Origin of the sequence: Denitrificimonas caeni, assembly GCF_905120345.1 — a bacterium.
GTDB lineage: Bacteria > Pseudomonadota > Gammaproteobacteria > Pseudomonadales > Pseudomonadaceae > Denitrificimonas > Denitrificimonas caeni_A.
On the sequence record NZ_CAJHOA010000005.1, the window covers coordinates 245,185 to 261,063 of the forward strand.

General features: G+C 47.5%; 13 protein-coding genes, 1 tRNA gene and 2 pseudogenes. 5 read left to right on the top strand and 11 right to left on the bottom strand.

The window, feature by feature from the left end:
* Nucleotides 1–93: 93 nt before the first annotated feature.
* On the top strand, nucleotides 94–2,502 hold the full coding sequence (locus tag JYJ62_RS11280) for a xylulose 5-phosphate 3-epimerase (RefSeq protein WP_205342324.1): 2,409 nt from the start codon (nucleotides 94–96) through the stop codon (nucleotides 2,500–2,502).
* A gap of 209 nt (nucleotides 2,503–2,711) precedes the next feature.
* Nucleotides 2,712–3,878, top strand: coding sequence for a phospholipase D-like domain-containing protein (locus JYJ62_RS11285; protein WP_205342325.1), 1,167 nt, complete (start codon nucleotides 2,712–2,714; stop codon nucleotides 3,876–3,878).
* 144 nt (nucleotides 3,879–4,022) lie between these two features.
* Here the strand turns inward: JYJ62_RS11285 and JYJ62_RS11290 are convergent, their stop codons facing one another.
* The 4 genes and pseudogenes from JYJ62_RS11290 to JYJ62_RS11305 form a co-directional block, all read right to left on the bottom strand.
* A complete protein-coding gene (locus JYJ62_RS11290; RefSeq protein ID WP_205342350.1) occupies nucleotides 4,023–5,255 on the bottom strand; it encodes a CaiB/BaiF CoA transferase family protein in 1,233 nt (410 codons plus the stop codon).
* A gap of 55 nt (nucleotides 5,256–5,310) precedes the next feature.
* Nucleotides 5,311–5,685: pseudogene (locus JYJ62_RS11295) on the bottom strand (MFS transporter); the annotation flags it as partial.
* A gap of 30 nt (nucleotides 5,686–5,715) precedes the next feature.
* Nucleotides 5,716–6,946: pseudogene (locus tag JYJ62_RS11300) on the bottom strand (IS256 family transposase).
* A 271-nt stretch (nucleotides 6,947–7,217) separates the two neighbouring features.
* Complete coding sequence (locus JYJ62_RS11305) at nucleotides 7,218–8,111, bottom strand: DNA replication terminus site-binding protein (RefSeq protein ID WP_205342326.1); 894 nt, start codon at nucleotides 8,109–8,111, stop codon at nucleotides 7,218–7,220.
* A 402-nt stretch (nucleotides 8,112–8,513) separates the two neighbouring features.
* Here JYJ62_RS11305 and JYJ62_RS11310 point away from each other — a divergent pair, with 402 nt between their 5' ends.
* Nucleotides 8,514–9,737, top strand: a complete 1,224-nt coding sequence (locus JYJ62_RS11310) for a nuclease-related domain-containing protein (RefSeq protein ID WP_205342327.1) — start codon at nucleotides 8,514–8,516, stop codon at nucleotides 9,735–9,737.
* 276 nt (nucleotides 9,738–10,013) lie between these two features.
* Here the strand turns inward: JYJ62_RS11310 and JYJ62_RS11315 are convergent, their stop codons facing one another.
* The 3 genes from JYJ62_RS11315 to JYJ62_RS11325 all read right to left on the bottom strand — a co-directional run bounded on the left by JYJ62_RS11315 (nucleotide 10,014) and on the right by JYJ62_RS11325 (nucleotide 13,191).
* Nucleotides 10,014–10,721 carry a succinate dehydrogenase iron-sulfur subunit gene (locus JYJ62_RS11315; RefSeq protein WP_205342328.1) on the bottom strand — a complete coding sequence of 236 codons (708 nt, stop codon included), beginning with the start codon at nucleotides 10,719–10,721 and terminating at the stop codon, nucleotides 10,014–10,016.
* Between the two features lie 185 nt (nucleotides 10,722–10,906).
* Nucleotides 10,907–11,608, bottom strand: a complete 702-nt coding sequence (locus JYJ62_RS11320) for a sensor histidine kinase (protein WP_205342329.1) — start codon at nucleotides 11,606–11,608, stop codon at nucleotides 10,907–10,909.
* A complete protein-coding gene (locus tag JYJ62_RS11325; protein WP_205342330.1) occupies nucleotides 11,602–13,191 on the bottom strand; it encodes a response regulator in 1,590 nt (529 codons plus the stop codon). The genes JYJ62_RS11320 and JYJ62_RS11325 overlap by 7 nt, the downstream gene beginning before the upstream one ends.
* 282 nt (nucleotides 13,192–13,473) lie before the next feature.
* Here JYJ62_RS11325 and JYJ62_RS11330 point away from each other — a divergent pair.
* A tRNA-Met gene (locus tag JYJ62_RS11330) sits at nucleotides 13,474–13,550 on the top strand.
* On the opposite strand, the gene JYJ62_RS15990 is transcribed toward JYJ62_RS11330, so the two are convergent.
* Both JYJ62_RS15990 and JYJ62_RS11340 read right to left on the bottom strand, forming a co-directional pair.
* Nucleotides 13,507–13,926, bottom strand: a complete 420-nt coding sequence (locus JYJ62_RS15990; RefSeq protein WP_420042844.1) for an NnrS family protein — start codon at nucleotides 13,924–13,926, stop codon at nucleotides 13,507–13,509. The two genes, JYJ62_RS11330 and JYJ62_RS15990, sit on opposite strands and share 44 nt — an antisense overlap.
* Nucleotides 13,927–13,938: 12 nt before the next feature.
* On the bottom strand, nucleotides 13,939–14,304 hold the full coding sequence (locus JYJ62_RS11340) for a MerR family transcriptional regulator (protein WP_205342331.1): 366 nt from the start codon (nucleotides 14,302–14,304) through the stop codon (nucleotides 13,939–13,941).
* 94 nt (nucleotides 14,305–14,398) lie between these two features.
* On the opposite strand from JYJ62_RS11340, the gene JYJ62_RS11345 reads away from it, so the two are divergent.
* Nucleotides 14,399–15,259: an alpha/beta fold hydrolase gene (locus JYJ62_RS11345; protein ID WP_205342332.1), complete on the top strand. Its 861-nt coding sequence runs from the start codon at nucleotides 14,399–14,401 to the stop codon at nucleotides 15,257–15,259.
* On the opposite strand, the gene JYJ62_RS11350 is transcribed toward JYJ62_RS11345, so the two are convergent.
* Entirely contained in the window at nucleotides 15,256–15,576 is a 321-nt protein-coding gene (locus tag JYJ62_RS11350; RefSeq protein WP_022966842.1) for a PACE efflux transporter, read from the bottom strand. The two genes, JYJ62_RS11345 and JYJ62_RS11350, sit on opposite strands and share 4 nt — an antisense overlap.
* The gene (locus JYJ62_RS11355; RefSeq protein WP_205342352.1) at nucleotides 15,566–15,835 is read right to left on the bottom strand and encodes a phosphatase PAP2 family protein; all 270 of its coding nucleotides are present in this window, start codon (nucleotides 15,833–15,835) and stop codon (nucleotides 15,566–15,568) included. The genes JYJ62_RS11350 and JYJ62_RS11355 overlap by 11 nt, the downstream gene beginning before the upstream one ends.
* Nucleotides 15,836–15,879 lie beyond the last annotated feature (44 nt).

Genomic DNA, 15,879 nt, shown 5'->3' on the forward strand with positions numbered 1-15,879 from the left:
GTATTACAGGGTGAGCTGTGATTGATGGTTATCATGATAACCTTATCGAGCTGTCTTTAAACTGCACCACATTCGAGTTTATGGAGTATTACTATGCATCAAATTTTGCCGAGCCTAGCTGACTTAAATGAGCATGCTAAAACTGAGCCAGTGTTTGCGCAATGGCAAAAGGGCTATGGCCCCATCCAGCACACAGCAGAAACTCAAGCTGCAGTATATCGTCTTGCCCACCAACTCGTACAAGCGGGTATACAGCCTGATTTGGCCAGTGTATATAGCAAGTTCTGTGCGTTAGATAAAATCACTGCGGCGGGTATGTCGTTAGTGGTGCATATGACCTATGCACGTAAAGTACATTTAGATGGTAGCGATTTAAGCGCTGATGAGTTTAAAGTGCAGCCTGAAGGGCACACCGGTGGTGCTTTAAATATGGTTCCAGGTTATGCCGCATACATGGCGCTGAATGCTCTGACCGGCGAAACCCGTGGTTGGCTCATGGGGCAGGGCCATAGTGTTGCAGCTATTGAGGCGCTGAACGTACTCTTAGGTAACTTGCATCCTGAGCAAGAGCAAGCCTATGGCAATGGTGAAGAAGGCATCAATCGCTTATTAAATGATTTTTACGGTTATGCGATTGCCTCTGATGGTTCCATGGCTGCGCCGCTGGGCAGTCACGTTAACCCCCATACCGCAGGTGGTATTATTGAGGGTGGCTATTTAGGCTTTGCTGAGTTGCAATATGCGCATATGCCGTTGCCCGGTGAAAAGTTGGTCGCCTTTTTATCAGATGGCGCCGCAGAAGAACAACGCGGTAGCGATTGGATTCCCCGCTGGTGGCGCGCTGAAGATAGTGGCGCAGCCATGCCAATTATGATTGCTAATGGCCGTCGGATTGAACAGCGAACAGAGCTGGGCACCTTGGAAGGTTTAAAAGGCTTCCAGCGCCATTTGCGCGGCTGTGGTTTTGATCCGATTGAGTTTGATGGTCGTGATCCAGCCGCCTTTGTTTGTACGATCTGGGAAATGGAGCAACGCTTAGAGCGTCGGGTACAAGAAAAAGATAGCGGCATTTTGTCCTACCCGTTACCGATTCCGTACGGCATTGCCGAAACTGTTAAAGGTTTTGGTTTTTATGGTGCTGATGAAAATAAAGCACACAACTTACCTTTGCCGGGTAATCCACACGTGGATGCCCATTCACGCGAGCTGTTTAATCAACATATTAAGCCGTTGTATGTGTCCCCTGAGGATATGCGCGAGGCTTTAGCACTGCTTAATACCCATAAAGCGCAAGACCGTCTACTTGAGCGTGACAATCCCTTAGCCAATCGTCATCCGCAAACGCCAGTGCAGCCCGAGTTGCATTACCGTGATGATGCCTGCTCAACCATGACGGCTCTCGATCGTTACTTTGTTGATCTGGTTGCCGCCAATCCAGACTTACGTCCACGCGTGGGTAACCCTGATGAACTGGCCAGTAACCGTTTAACTGAGGTGCTAAAAACCTTACGTCACCGTGTCTGTGAGCCAGAAAGTGATTTAGAAGCCATTGATGGCAAAATTATTACTGCGCTGAATGAAGAAGCTGTGGTTTCGGCATGTTTAGCCAATCAATCGGGCTTAAATCTTGTCGCCAGTTACGAAGCGTTTTGTGTAAAAATGCTCGGTGCGGTGCGTCAGAGTTTGATTTATTCGCGTCAGCAAAAAGAAGTTGGTCGTCCAGCAGGTTGGTTAGGCTGGCCGTTAGTCGCCACTTCACACACCTGGGAAAATGGTAAAAACCAGCAATCGCACCAAGACACTACGTTCTGTGAAGCGATGCTGGCAGAGATGAATGATGTCTCTCGGGTGTTATTCCCTGCTGACTACAACAGCATGTTGGCGCTATTGCCACAGGTTTACAGTGCGCGTGGGCAAATTGCCTGCATTGTTGCGGCTAAACGCGAGCGTCCAGCTTACTTCAGCCAAGCACAAGCTGAACAATTGGCCCGCGATGGCGCCATCGTGGTGAAAGAGGTTGAGGGTAAGGATCCGTTACTGCTGATCGCCAATGGTAGTTATCAATTGGAGCAAGTACTGCGTGCTGCGCAGCGTTTAGAAGAAGCAGAAATGGGTTATCGCGTGGTTTACTTACAAGAGCCTGGACGTTTCCGCGCGCCACGTGACCGTTGGGAGCTGGAAAGCCTCGCCAGTGATGAATTGGTTGAGCGGTTATTCCCTGATCGTTTCCGTATGCGTGTGCTATTGACACACATGCGTCCAGAAGTGATTCGTGGTCATTTATGGACGATTTTACCCAATGCCAACAGCACCTATGTTTTGGGCTATCGTAACCGTGGCGGTACCTTGGATGAGTTCGGTATGCAGTTTGTTAACCGTGCTTGTTGGGGGAATGTCTTGGCCGCCTGTGCGCGTTTACAAGACTTACCACGTACAGCCTTACTGACCATCGAAGAAGCGGCGGCGGTTGCTGGTAAAGGTGATCCACAGATTCTGCGTTAAGGTGTGCCACTTAACCTTGATCAGTCACTCACAAAGGCTTTATCGACGTATTGGTCAAGTCTTTGTGAGTTAATATCTGGCTTAAAAAATGGCACAGCGCTTACTATGATCGCTGTGCAACAGCGCTCCTGCCAGCATGCAAGCAGGTGATAGTCTGTGTGCGGATTCTGCGCAGCCACCCACACTGTAAACATTAAGGAGAATTAAACATGGCTGGTTTGATTTTCCCTTGGCGGGCCGGTAACCAATTTAAACTGTTGATTGATGGTCCTGCGTTTTTTTCAGATTGGCTGGCGCGAGTCGAATCTGCACGCGAACAGATTGATGTTGAATTGTATCTGGTCCGTAGTGGTGAGAGTGCCGATCATGTTGAAGCAGTACTGATCGCCGCGGTGCAACGTGGCGTGCGCGTGCGTTGTCTATTTGATAGCTTTGGCAGCCGCCATTTCAAACATTCGCAGCGTCAACGTTGGCTTGATGCGGGTATTGAATTGCGTTTTTACAATCCTCTGCGTTGGACTCGGGGGCTGCAAAACTTCTACCGTGACCATCGTAAATTACTACTGATTGATCAACAGCTGGCGTATGTTGGTGGCGCCGGTTTAACCGATCATTTTTGGCAGCCAGGCGCTGAGCATAGCCTGTGGCATGAAGTTATGGTGCGTGTCCAAGGCCCGGTTATTAGCGACTGGCAAGCCTTATTTGATTACCAGTGGCACAGTTGTCTTGAACGCTTTTTTTGGCAACAAAATAATAGCCCTCGACCAACAGCCATCCAGGATATACCTGCCTTGCCTTTTGCGAATATCGGCAAAGCTCGCGTTGCCTATGCGGCTTCGACCCAGCACCGCGATATCCAAAAATCATTACTGCGTAGCATCAAAGGTGCGCACCAGACCGTTTGGCTGGCCACCCCTTATTTTCTACCCACTTGGGCCGTGCGCCGAGCATTACGCAAAGCGGCCGTGCGCGGCGTCGATGTACGCTTGTTATTAACCAGCCGTAACACTGATTTACCTGCAGTACGCTGGGCAGGGCAGCGTTATTACCCCGCACTATTACGCAAAGGTGTACGCATTTTTGAATACCAACCGCGCTTTTTACATTTAAAAATGGTCATGGTCGACAGCTGGGTGAGCATTGGCTCGTGCAATTTTGATCATTGGAATTTGCGTTTTAACCTTGAAGGTAACCTTGAAGCGCGTGATGTTGGTCTGCTTGAGCAAGTACGTCATAGCTTTCAAAATGACTTCCAAGACAGCCTCGAAATCACCGAAGAACTCTGGCAGCAACGACCGCTACTCGAGCGCACTCGCCAACGCCTGTGGGGTTGGATGGATCGCTTGGTGATTAACTTTTTGGATAAGAGAAAGTGATGTAAAACTTTTCTTTTGGTTCATGGTTTGCTTGATAAATCAGGAATAACTAAACATAGCAGCGCAAAGTACCAGTGACTGACAGCCTAAGCTTGCACTGGTTTTCTTTGAAGGGTTATATTTGAAATCCAGACAATATAGAAATTAATCTAAGTCTAAGCCTGCAATCACTCCGCGTCTTGCGAGTGACCGTAACTGTTCTGGATCACAGAACTCAGATAACACCTTAGCGGTATGCTCGCCTAGCAAGGGTGGTGGCTGTTGGTAGTTAATAGGCGTGCCGGATAGCTTAATTGGCGATGCAATCATCTTGAAATCAGGGTTAAGTGGGTGATTAATCGACACCAACATTTCCCGTGCTTGCACCTGTGGTTCCTGTAGTGCTTGCTCAATGCTATTAATCATCCCAACCGGAACTTTGGCTTGATGGATGTGTTGCACCCAATGCTCTGCATCCTTAGTTAAAAAGTGTTGAGCCAGCAAAGGGATCAAGGTGGCTCGATGTTTAACTCTGTCTTGGTTACGCAGGTAGTCAGAGTTATCCAGTAAGTGCGGCAGTTGAATGGCATGGCAGAGTTCGTGAAATTGCTGATCATTACCACAAGCAATAATAAACTCGGTATTTTTAGCTTTAAACGTTTGGTACGGGACAATATTAGGATGACTATTGCCAGAGCGTATGGGAGATTTTCCGCTGGTTAAATAATTCATACCTTGATTGGCTAAGCCAGCAATTTGCACATCCAGCAACGCAAGATCGATATGCTGGCCTAAACCGGTTTGATGACGGGACAGTAGTGCAGCTTGAATTGCGATGGTGGCGTACAGCCCGGTTTGAATATCCACTACAGCTACACCGACTTTTTGAGCGCCGCTATTGGGCACGTGATCACTTTCACCGGTAATACTCATCAAGCCTGATAAACCCTGAATAACAAAATCATAACCGGGTTCTTCTGCGCGGGGGCCTGTTTGGCCAAAACCTGTGATAGAGCAATACACCAGCTTAGGGTTCAACGCAGACAAATTGGCGTAGTCCAAGTTGTACTTAGCGAGCGAGCCCGTTTTGTAATTCTCAATCACTACGTCAATGCTTTGCACCATTTTGTGCAGTAATTGTTGACCTTCAGGGCTGGAAATATTAATTTCAACCGAGTATTTACCACGATTTGCGCACTGATAATAGCCTGCCTCGCGAGTTAAATCGCCGCTGTTATCTGGCATCCAGGGTGGTCCCCAGCTGCGCGTATCATCTCCGCTACCAGGGCGTTCTACTTTTATAACTTCAGCGCCAAGATCGGCGAGGATTTGACCGCACCAAGGACCCGCCAGTACTCGACTCAAATCGAGGACTCTAATTCCTGTTAACGCTCCCATCATTTAATCCTCTTTATAGCGTTATAAAACTATCGAGTTGTAAGTTACATAGTTATTATTTATGTTGAGGGTCATATTGACGTTCTTTAATCAATAAGCCTGGGATGATTCCGCTAATAAGGTAAGCCGTACCCATCACAATAAAGGCTATAGTGAAGCTGCCACCTGCAGCAATTATGCCGATTGTGGCGGGTGCAATAGCGGCACCTAAACGGCCCATATTGTATGCACCACCAATGGCAGTGCCGCGCACATCGGTAGAGAATGATTCAGCCATATACGTGGCATTTACTCCGTACGGAATGCCGTATAAAAAGCCAAAAGTGACTAGTAAATAGACGATATTGTCCGGGGTGTTAAAGAAAATAATGATGGGCAGAAATGCAGCTGTAGCTACTGTGCCGAAGACAAAAGTTACACGACGTCCCAATGAGTTATGGTCAAATCTGGTGTACGAGCATCAGGCGGTTTTCCTGTCTGATTGCTCCATTACTTGTTCGCCGTCTTGGAATTTAACGTTATTGACCACGAGGGTTAACAGTTGAAATCCTTTCAGGCGGTTCCAGCGTTTTTGCGCTGATTGCAGCAATTTATAAACCATTGCTAGAGTTGTGCTTCTTGAACCGCAGTTGCGGGTCTTACTGGTTCTTAAACGTACTGTAGCGAAGGTAGATTCAATTGGGTTGGTGGTGCGTATACTCACCCAATGTTCTGCTGGAAAATCGTAGAAAGCCAACATGCTCTCACGGTCTTTAGCTGCGCGTGGGTACTTAGCAGTAAATCTTGCCAGCGCTATATCAAAGGCTTTATGGGCGTTCTCACGCGTCTCTGCCATCCAGATATCATGCAGTGCCTCCTTCACTTTTGGCTGTACTGCCTTAGGCAGTTTGTTGAGCACATTGGCCGTCTTATGCACCCAGCAACGTTGCTGTTTGGTCTGCGGGTACACTTTGCTCAGAGCCTTCCAGAAGCCCAGAGCGCCGTCAGCTGTTGCCAGCTTTGGGCAGGTCGTAAGCCCACGCGCAACCAGGCTATTCAGCAGCTCAAGCCAGCCGGCTTCAGACTCGCGATAGCCTTCTTCAACGGCAATCAGCTCCTTGCGGCCATGCTCTGTCACGCCCATCACCACCAGCAAGCACAAACGGTCATCGAGGCGGACATTACTCAACCCAAAGGTACACGTAGCGCTTGTCGCTCAGGTCGCGTTGTCGCCACTCTCGGTGCTCATCAATCCAGCGTTCCTTGAGCCTGGAAATGGTGTTAGCTGACAGGCCTTTGGCATTCTCACCCAGCAAGGCTGCTAGGGCTTCTTGGTAGTCTCCAGTGGAAATACCTTTGAGATACAGCCACGGTAATAACTCTTCAACGCTGCGGGCACGCTTGAGGTATGGCGGTAGCAGTGCGCTGGTAAAGCGAATGCCAGAGCCGCTACGATCACGCACTTTTGGCACCTTGATATCAACATCGCCAATGCCCGTTTGGATGCTGCGCTCAGGCAAATAGCCGTTACGCACCACAGCTTTGCGGCCATCGGGTAAACGCAGTTCTTCATGAGCTTGCAGCAGTTGCTGCAGCTCTACTTCAACTGCTTGCGCAATGAGCTGGCGAGCACCATTACGCAATAAAGCAGTTAGCACATCAGTGCCAGTTTCATCTGGTTGTGAAAGAACATTCAGGGTAGTATTTGTCATGGCGTATCGCTCTACTGTTAATTATTTCTTGGAGGAAACAATCAACAGGATACGCCACCCTCTTTTCCCCTCATACACCACAAATGACTATAGCTCTCAAGCGCTGAAGCATGACCATGAATGTCGCCAATAATATCGAACACATTGATGTCCTTTGAGTAACTAGTTTGCTGACTCGGTCTATGCTAAATGAAATAGGACACAATACGAGTCGCTGTTAATGAGCAAACAGTGTGCCTTCTCAGTAGCTGGCAGAATACAGCAGCAGCGCTCAGTTACGCGGGATAACCTGCTCTATGGTTTCACCTTGAAAGATCCCGAGAAGATTAACCTCTAAGGCGTCAGAGCGTTTTTTGCGCTGAGACGCCATTTCTGCATTAAATTCGCCAATGATTTTAATAACGGGTTGTTTGTCTTGCAGAATAATAATTGGCAGCGGCGCGGTAACCGGGCCCGCCGCACCATTGTACTTGGTGATATTAGCCACTGGCTGGACTTTGACTGGGCGGCGAATGCGTATAGCGCCTGGCGCTACAGCGCTGACAAGTTCCAGCAGGGTCGCCATCGTATTGCTATAACTTGGACTGGAAGACTGCTCGATGGCTAGATTGATCCGATTTAACAGTTTTGCTTTATCTGGATAGACTAACGCCTGCTGCTGTAACCAAGTAAAGCGCACCGATCTTAAGTCTTCATTCTGGTAACAGCGAATCAGGCGGTAAAGATGCACCGTCATTACGCCAGGGCAGGCCTGCTTGAGGATTTCAAAGCGCTCAGAGGCCGTGCTGAAATGGCTCACGACATAGTCTTTGATTGCTAGCTTCGCTGTGTTGATAGCGTGGACGCAGTTCGCTATCTCCTCTGTCCCCGACGTTTTACTTGTATCAAACCAAAGCACCCCAGGCATTCTGCGCGCACTTTTTTGTGAAAATCCCACAATCGTGTGCAGGTCTTGATAGGCCTGCGTCGCCAGTTCAACAGCACGTTTGCCCGTGTGAATACTTGGCTCAATTGTATTAAGTGGTTCATGTTCTTGGCTTTTAGTCAGAGGCTGAATGTGCGCAACCACCGCATGCTGTGGTTCAAGTTCAGTAATAAGAAACTGCAGCCGGTTCAGCTGCTCACACAAATCAGTGTAATGCTGTTTAAGAATGACGTTGTCCATGCTTGATCCTGAGCCCTTATGTACATTTACTTTAAACCATCATGCAGGGAGATGCAGAGATAATTTGATTAACTCGCAGTTTTACCTCATGTGTTAATAGTGAAAGGAGAGAGTGAGCTGCTGCTAAAGTAGCAGTAACTATATTAAATAACTAACAGGGAAATCTCACATAAAGTAGTCATACGTTGTGCTATGCCGCCTGGATTATAAGGTACAGAGAAAATAAAATAGTAATCGTTTACACATTTATAAGTGGGTTTGTTGATACACTAGTCGGTATTTAATTACTTAAATTTAAATCTCTGATACATAAGTGCTACCCGTTTAGTAGTGATCTAGTTAAAGCGGTCGCAATGTATGTATCAGCATAAGTCCTGATTGTTTCAGTAAGGCTCTCCATCGATGTCGATTTTACTTTTTGGCCAAAAAGCCGAACGTACACATGAAAACCACATGCTTAGAGCATTTATCCAGGTGCTAAAAGCGGACTGGAAATATACTGATAAAGACTTAGTATTAATAGCAAACAGCAGGTGGAATGGCTCTGAGATTGACTTGGTTTGTATCCTTCCTTCGTCAGTATTGTTGATCGACTTTAAAGATTTTAAAGGCCACTTAATTGCTACGGAGAACGGGCCGTGGATGATGAGCGGCATTGAAGTTAAAGGCGGTAGCAAAGAAAACCCATATCAACAGTTGCGTGCTTATAAAAACTCAATCATGAGTTGGTTCAGAAATAATAATCTATTAGACGGTAGAAATATTTCTCATACCAATGCTGCTGTCGTTTTTACTGGACCAGCAACGGGTAAACCAAATCTATCTGGAGCTATTACACGCTGGTTTCATACTGCGGATTTTGATAGTTGCTCAGCTTTACTTGCAGACCTTGCCTCACCGGCACTGAGTATTGACCGCAACGACATCGACGATATTATAAGCGCTTTAGGTGTTCGCAAAATTCACGAAGACTATGGGCAAGATAATAGAGCATCAGCACCGATAAGCAAACCTCGTCCCGCTGTAGCTATACCTCCATACAGCTCTGTTAAGGTTTTGAAAGCGGCACCCAAAAAACAGCAGGAAACTATTGCGGATATTGTGCCCGCTCGTAAAAGACGTTTATCAGGTATATTTAAATCAGTAGCTGTTGTGGGTGGCATCTTTTTGACGATGGCTGCTGTGAGCCAGATTTATCCTGTTATTGGGCAAAGTAGCACTATTCCTGCTGATGAGTCGATACAGCAAGTAGAATCAAACAAATCTGTTGTTAACAACAGACAAACTCAGTCTTCACGAACCGCTGCAACGATACAAAAAACTGTTGATACATCGATTGAAACGCGTTCAGCATCTAACTATCTCGGGCAAGAAATAACTGCTTGCGGTACGGTGGCTCAATATATGCCTTTTCAAAAAGGTGCTTACTTGAATTTTGATAGACCTTACCCGCAGCAAACGCTTACTCTCGTGCTCTGGGAGCAAATGCTAGGCTCTATAGAAAGCAAATTAGGTCGCGTTACTGATTTAGTTGGTATGGATCTTTGTGCTCACGGTTATATAGAAAGCGACAACAAAGGCTTACAGATGCAGATTGCTAGTGCATCTGCCGTACAATTGAAATGACAGGCCATCATTATTGGCCGTACTTTTTGCGCGTTAGGAGCGATAGGGAAGTATAAAAAGAACCTGCAGATTCAAATTGAAAACCGGCAGTTTTTACGACTGATGCAGTAGTGATCACTGCGAGCTAAGGTAAGCAATATACTGGATAGGTTTACCTTTATATCGATATGGATTATTTATCATCCGACTGGTGCGAACACCGTCAGATGATAAATAGGATACTAGTCAGATCTTATTGCAAACTTAATCTGCCGACAGACGTAAGCTCTAGTTTCATTACGTGGACTCTTTCATCAACTCCAATCGAATCCTACCTATCGCGCCCATTGGGTTAAGTCCTTTTGGGCAGACCCAGGTACAGTTACCGATACTCCGGCAGCGAAACAAACTGAAAGGGTCTTCCAGCTCTCCGAGTCGTTCAATTCGAGCCCGATCACGGCTGTCAAGAAGAAAGCGTAATGACTGTAATAACGCAGATGGTCCACGGTATTTTTCGGGATTCCACCACCATGAGGGGCATTGCGAGGTGCAGCAGCCGCAGAGGATGCATTCATAGAGGCCATCTAGCTGCTTGCGTTGTTCTGGAGTTTGCAGACGTTCAATGGCGGGTACTGGATCATCATTGATCAGCCAAGGTTTTATTTGCTCGTAATGATGAAAAAACAGAGACTGATCGACAACTAAGTCACGAATTACCGGCATGCCGGGCAGGGGTCTGATAATTAAAGTGTTGGATGTGCCGAGAGCTTCAGCGACGGGCTTGATACAGGCCAGCCAGTTCTTACCATTAATATTCATACCATCAGAACCGCAAACACCTTCTCGACATGAGCGTCGATAAGCCAGTGTCGGATCTTCTTCGCGCAGATACTGCAACGCATCCAACACCATACGATTACGGAATTCTTCAGGAAGGGTTTTCGACTCCATATAAGGAGTCGTGTCGTGTTCGGGATGGTAGCGATAAATCTGCACGTTAATCATAAGAGATCTCCAATAGCACTAAGGTGTGACACTGCATGACTAAGCATGCTTAGGCTTCTATTGATGGCTGCCTATTGATGCTATGCATACCGCCTTGATTATCTGAATTAAAAGTACTTGAATGCTACTTTTATTCAACTATACAAAAGAATAGACCTTTTATCTTCTTAAAGTGTATCTGTATTTTAGAACAAACTCGGCAGCCCCAACCAAATTTTCATACAAGCTCCAGGCAGTTCGCCGTCATTACTTAGCTCGAATCGTGCAGGACGGTCTTCTTGGTCGTGCATGGCGACAATGTTGGCGGCAAAGTAGAGCCCTAGGCCGGTGCTGCCGCTGTTGCGATCAATGCTGCTTGATTGACTGTCGCGTACGGCGCCTAGGAGATTGTCTGGATAGCCAGAGCCGTCATCGTTGATAGTTAGCAATATGCCGTTTTCTTCGCGCTGGGCTTGCAGGCGAATGGTTTTTTTGCAGTAGTTGAGGGCGTTGCCCAGTGCGTTATCCAGTACTGTGCCCATCAAGCTGACATCGAAGTAGGCTTCTAGGTCGGGATCGTCTATTGCTATCTGCAAGTCGATATTGCGGTATTCAAGCAGTTCTCGATGGCGATTGTGCAAGTCTTCAAACAGTTCGTCTAAGCGGCAATACACGGGCTGCAAACTGAGCTGGCCATGTTCGAGTTTGTACAGCCCCAATAATTGCATCAGCATGGCATCGAGGCGCAGCGCTTCTTGTTCGATTAAGCGCGCTTGCGGTGAGTTTTGCAGTTCCTCAGGCATTTCTGCGAATAAGCTTTCATAGGCATGACTGACAGCAGCAATGACATTCTTCATATCATGCACGGTAGAGGCCATCAGCGTGGAGAAATCGATGTGCTTTACCATGGGCTCAGCTCCAGTGAGGATTGCATGTGGGTAAAATTAACGTATTCAGGGTCCAGCTTAGACAAGCTGCCAATGCGCTGTAGACAGGCATTCAGACGTTGCTCGGCATCGGCGTGCTGTTGGCGAAGTTGATCTTGGAATAAACGTGCAGCGGCCATATTGAGTTCGATCAGCTTGGGAGCTTGCTGTAATGCTTGCTCGAACAGTAGTTGCGCTTGATCCTGTTGCTCTTGGTAATGCAGTGCAACGGCCTGACGATTCAACGCTAAGGCCTGCTGGAGTGGTTGTGAGTCCAGGTTGGGTAAGCGAGAGCTGATCTGCTCCAGAACGCCTGAGGTACCAGCATGACGTTGTGCACAGTCATGCCACAATGACTCGGCAGCGTCTGTTTCGCCCAGCAGGGCCAGCCAGTCACCCAGTTGCAATAAGGAAATGGCCGCAAAGGTGTGCTTATGCATTTGCAGTATTGCCAGCTGTGTTTGCAGTTCGCTTGCTGTGAGAGCGGCACCTTTGCGTCGTTGTTCTTCGATGCGTAACAGCGCCGCTGCAGACTGCATTTGCGGCGTTTGTTTATTGGTTTTTTCGATGATGCTCAGCCATTGCTGCGCTTCGTCAGGTAACTTTGCGGTTGTTGTCGCACGAGTCAGTATCGATGCGAGCTGCCAGAGTAACTCATGATCAAAGCTCGCTGAGTGGCGAGCAAGTTCCCAGCTTTGGCGCAAGGCATGCAGGGCCGTCAGAGTGTCATCATTGAGCCACGCTTGGCTGGCTAATTTGCTTTGTCGACGCAGTGTGTTGGGCGATAAAGTCACGGCGTGCTGCAAGGCTTCGAGTGTTGCCGGTCGATCACCCTGTAACGCCGCAAGCTCGGCCTGTATATCGCGTAATTCAGGCATCATCGGAAACTGTCGCACACCTGCGGTGAGTAGCCGCGTCAGTTGCTCGAAGCGGCCCTGGCGCAGCCATAGTCGAGCGAGCGCTTGCAAATTCCAGCCTGTGGGACGGCTCCGAGCTTGTTGCTCGAGTAACTGCCCAAGATCTTGATAGCGAGCGAGGTCTTCCAACGCAGTGGCCATGTGCCTGAGGCATAAGACCGCGTGACGAGGATCTTTCTGTTCGATAGCTTGGCAGACTTGCAGCACGAGATTTGGGTTGTCAGCTTCTACAGCTTTGAGTACCGGTGCGAGTACGTGCTTACGTCGTACCAAACGTTCCAGTCGGGTTTGTAGAGCGACTTTATTAAAAGGTTTGGTCAGATAGTCATCGGGTTCGCATTCGAGTGCAGCCAGCACCATGGCTTGGGTGTTCTCAGCGGTGACCATAATAAAAATACAATGCACAGAAAGAAGCTTTTCTGCATGCAACTGCTCGAGTACTTGCTGACCATTGAGGCCTTCGCCGAGATTATAGTCGTGTAGAATAATGTCGTAGCGGTGGCGTCGACACAGTTCCAGTACGTCAATGCCGTTGGCAGCTGTGTCGATATGTTGTGCGCCGAGCAAGCGTAGAATGCCTCGAATGGAGCTGCGAAACTCAGAGAAGTCGTCTACGACTAGAAAGTGTTTTTTGCTGAAGTCGATCATTATCCAGCACATCCCATTGAATATATTGCTATTGAGTTATTCTGGGCAGTCTAATCGTTATTTGCTGAGGGTGACAGTTCGGGTGTGCGTCCCATGCTTTTTTGCGCAATAGGGGCATGCCAGTGATTTATTCCAAGCATAAAATGTGACCTGCTAAACGCGTGTGACAGCTATGAATCGCCCATATAATTGCCGTTTTTATGAGTTAAACATGAATATTTCAAATAATTCACGATAAGCGCTTGACAGGATGACGGTTTACGAGAATAATGCGCGCCAGTTGGCTACATAGCTCAGTTGGTTAGAGCGCAGCATTCATAATGCTGATGTCCCAGGTTCAAATCCCGGTGTAGCCACCAAATTATTAAGGGTTAGCAGAGATGCTAGCCCTTTTTTTATTCCCGTGTGACTACGATGTGCCCTGACTGTGCCAAAGACGACAGGCTCAACACCGTGTTTAAATGCTTCGGTGAGAAGTGCGAATAGCGCATAGTCACCTTTATATCTTGATGCCCTAGGATTCTCTGCAAACCCAAAAATCAGCTCGTGCTGATGCCAATTAAGCCACCCGCTAGCCGGCGCAAAATCGACCAGATAACCATTGAGCGCTAACACCCATAAAGGCACGGCTAATGCGGCAAAGCCCATGCCAAATAGAAAAAATGGCCGAAAGGCTAAACGCCAAATAGGGGTAATGGTTAATCCTTGCTGACGACCGGTGATCTGCATGGGCATCCTATAAGGCAGTTACGCCTTTAACTGTTCGCGATACTTACATAAGCCGGCTAAGGCTAAATCAATTTGCTGACGAATACTTTCCAGCTCACTGAGTTTACGATTAATTTCTTCGCGCTTTATTTGCAATTGCCGCTGCATCTGCGCTTGGGTTAGTTCACGTGAATACAACAGCTGCACCAATTGCTTGATCTCTTTTAAGGTAAAGCCTAAATCTTTAGCCTGATTGATCATATTTAAATGCAAAATCACCGACTCATCGTAATGCCGATAGCCATTATCTGCGCGCTTTGGCTCAGCGATTAGCCCTTGCTGCTCATAGAAACGAATGGTATCGCGGCTTAAGCCAGTTTTTTCAGCAACTTGTTTAATTTGCATGGAATTCCTCTTGCGCTTGACCTTGGAGTACGCTCCAAGGTTTAGCATAGTAAGACTAGATGCATTTGAATAGTCATTTTTTGAGCAAAACACCATGAAAATACAATTTACAACAACCGATCAGGTGTCTTTAGCTGGGCAGCTGATTGAGGCTAAAGCTGCTAAAGCTGTTGTCCTCATTAACCCTGGTACCGCGACTAAGACCTCATTTTATCTGCCTTTTGCGCAGTTTTTAGCCGAGCAGGGCTACCATGTGTTGCTGTGGAATTACCGAGGTTGCTGCGAATCACGCACCGGCAGCATCAAACATAGCTCCTATCGTTATGCTGATATTGGTAACTACGATATTCCAGCGGCGATTAATCAGGCGAAGGCTCTGTTTCCTGAGCTACCGCTATATTGCATTGGCCACAGCGCAGGCGGTCAGCAAATTGGCTTTACCGAAGCCAGCCAACAATTAGCTGGATTAGTTGCGGTGGCGGTCTCAGCGGGTCATATGCCGCATATGCCCTTAGGTTATCGCTTGCAAGCCAACTTATTTTTTAGAGTCATCGTACCGCTTAGCGTGCGCTTATGTGGCTATGTTCCGGCGAAAAAACTCAAGTTAATGGAAGATTTGCCCAGCCAGATGGCAATTGAGTGGGGCAACTGGTGCAAAGAAGACAGTATGTTTTTCTCGCCTAAATACTACGCTGAGGCGGTGCCTAATAGTATCTATCAACAACTGGGATTTCCGGTGCATGTTATTACTGCTTCGGATGATGAAATCTCCACCCCGAAAAACACCGAAAACCTCTGGAAACATATCCACAGTCAACATGGCATTAGCTTTAAAAGCTACGATGCAGCCAGCAGCCCCAAACGAGCAATCGGCCACTTTGGCTATTTTAGAAAGGCCAATCATCACATTTGGCAGGATATTTTGCAGCAGCTACAAGAGTTTCAGCAGCGCTAGCTTTCTAGCGCTTGCTCCTCTTGTCTTTCTGGCAGTGCAAATACTAAATCAAAGCCCCAGGTGAAGATAAAAGTATAGAACAAGAAGAAAATTAGAATGGTGGCTTCCATAACTAACGCACGCAGTGGCCCTACCTGATACCACCACATGTACAACGGAATGGTCAGCAGCATCAGTCCCAACTCAAATAAGCTGACATGGGCAATACGAATTGCCACGGTGCGTTCGGGATAATTACGGGTGCTTTCCCACCATTCAAACAAACTGTTAAAAATGTAGTTCCACACCACTGCTATCCCTTTATTTTTAATACGCATACAGTTGCAAGGCTATGCTCAGGTTCCAGCTTACTAACACAGTAAAAGAAACCAAGAGCACAGGTAGGATGATCTGCCAGTGGCGCTTTGATAAGGTCGCAATAGGGTGCTTGGTTTGTGTTATCGCAAGACTGACAGAGCAAACTAAACTGGCCAATAGCGCGCCAGCTAAGATGTCGGTAGGCCAGTGTGCAGTTAAATAAACTCTAGATAAAGCAATACTAGAGGCGGGAAGGAAAGCGGCTAATAGCCAAATAATTCGCCAGCGCTGCGGCTGTTGGCGACTGGCCGGGAGTTATGGTC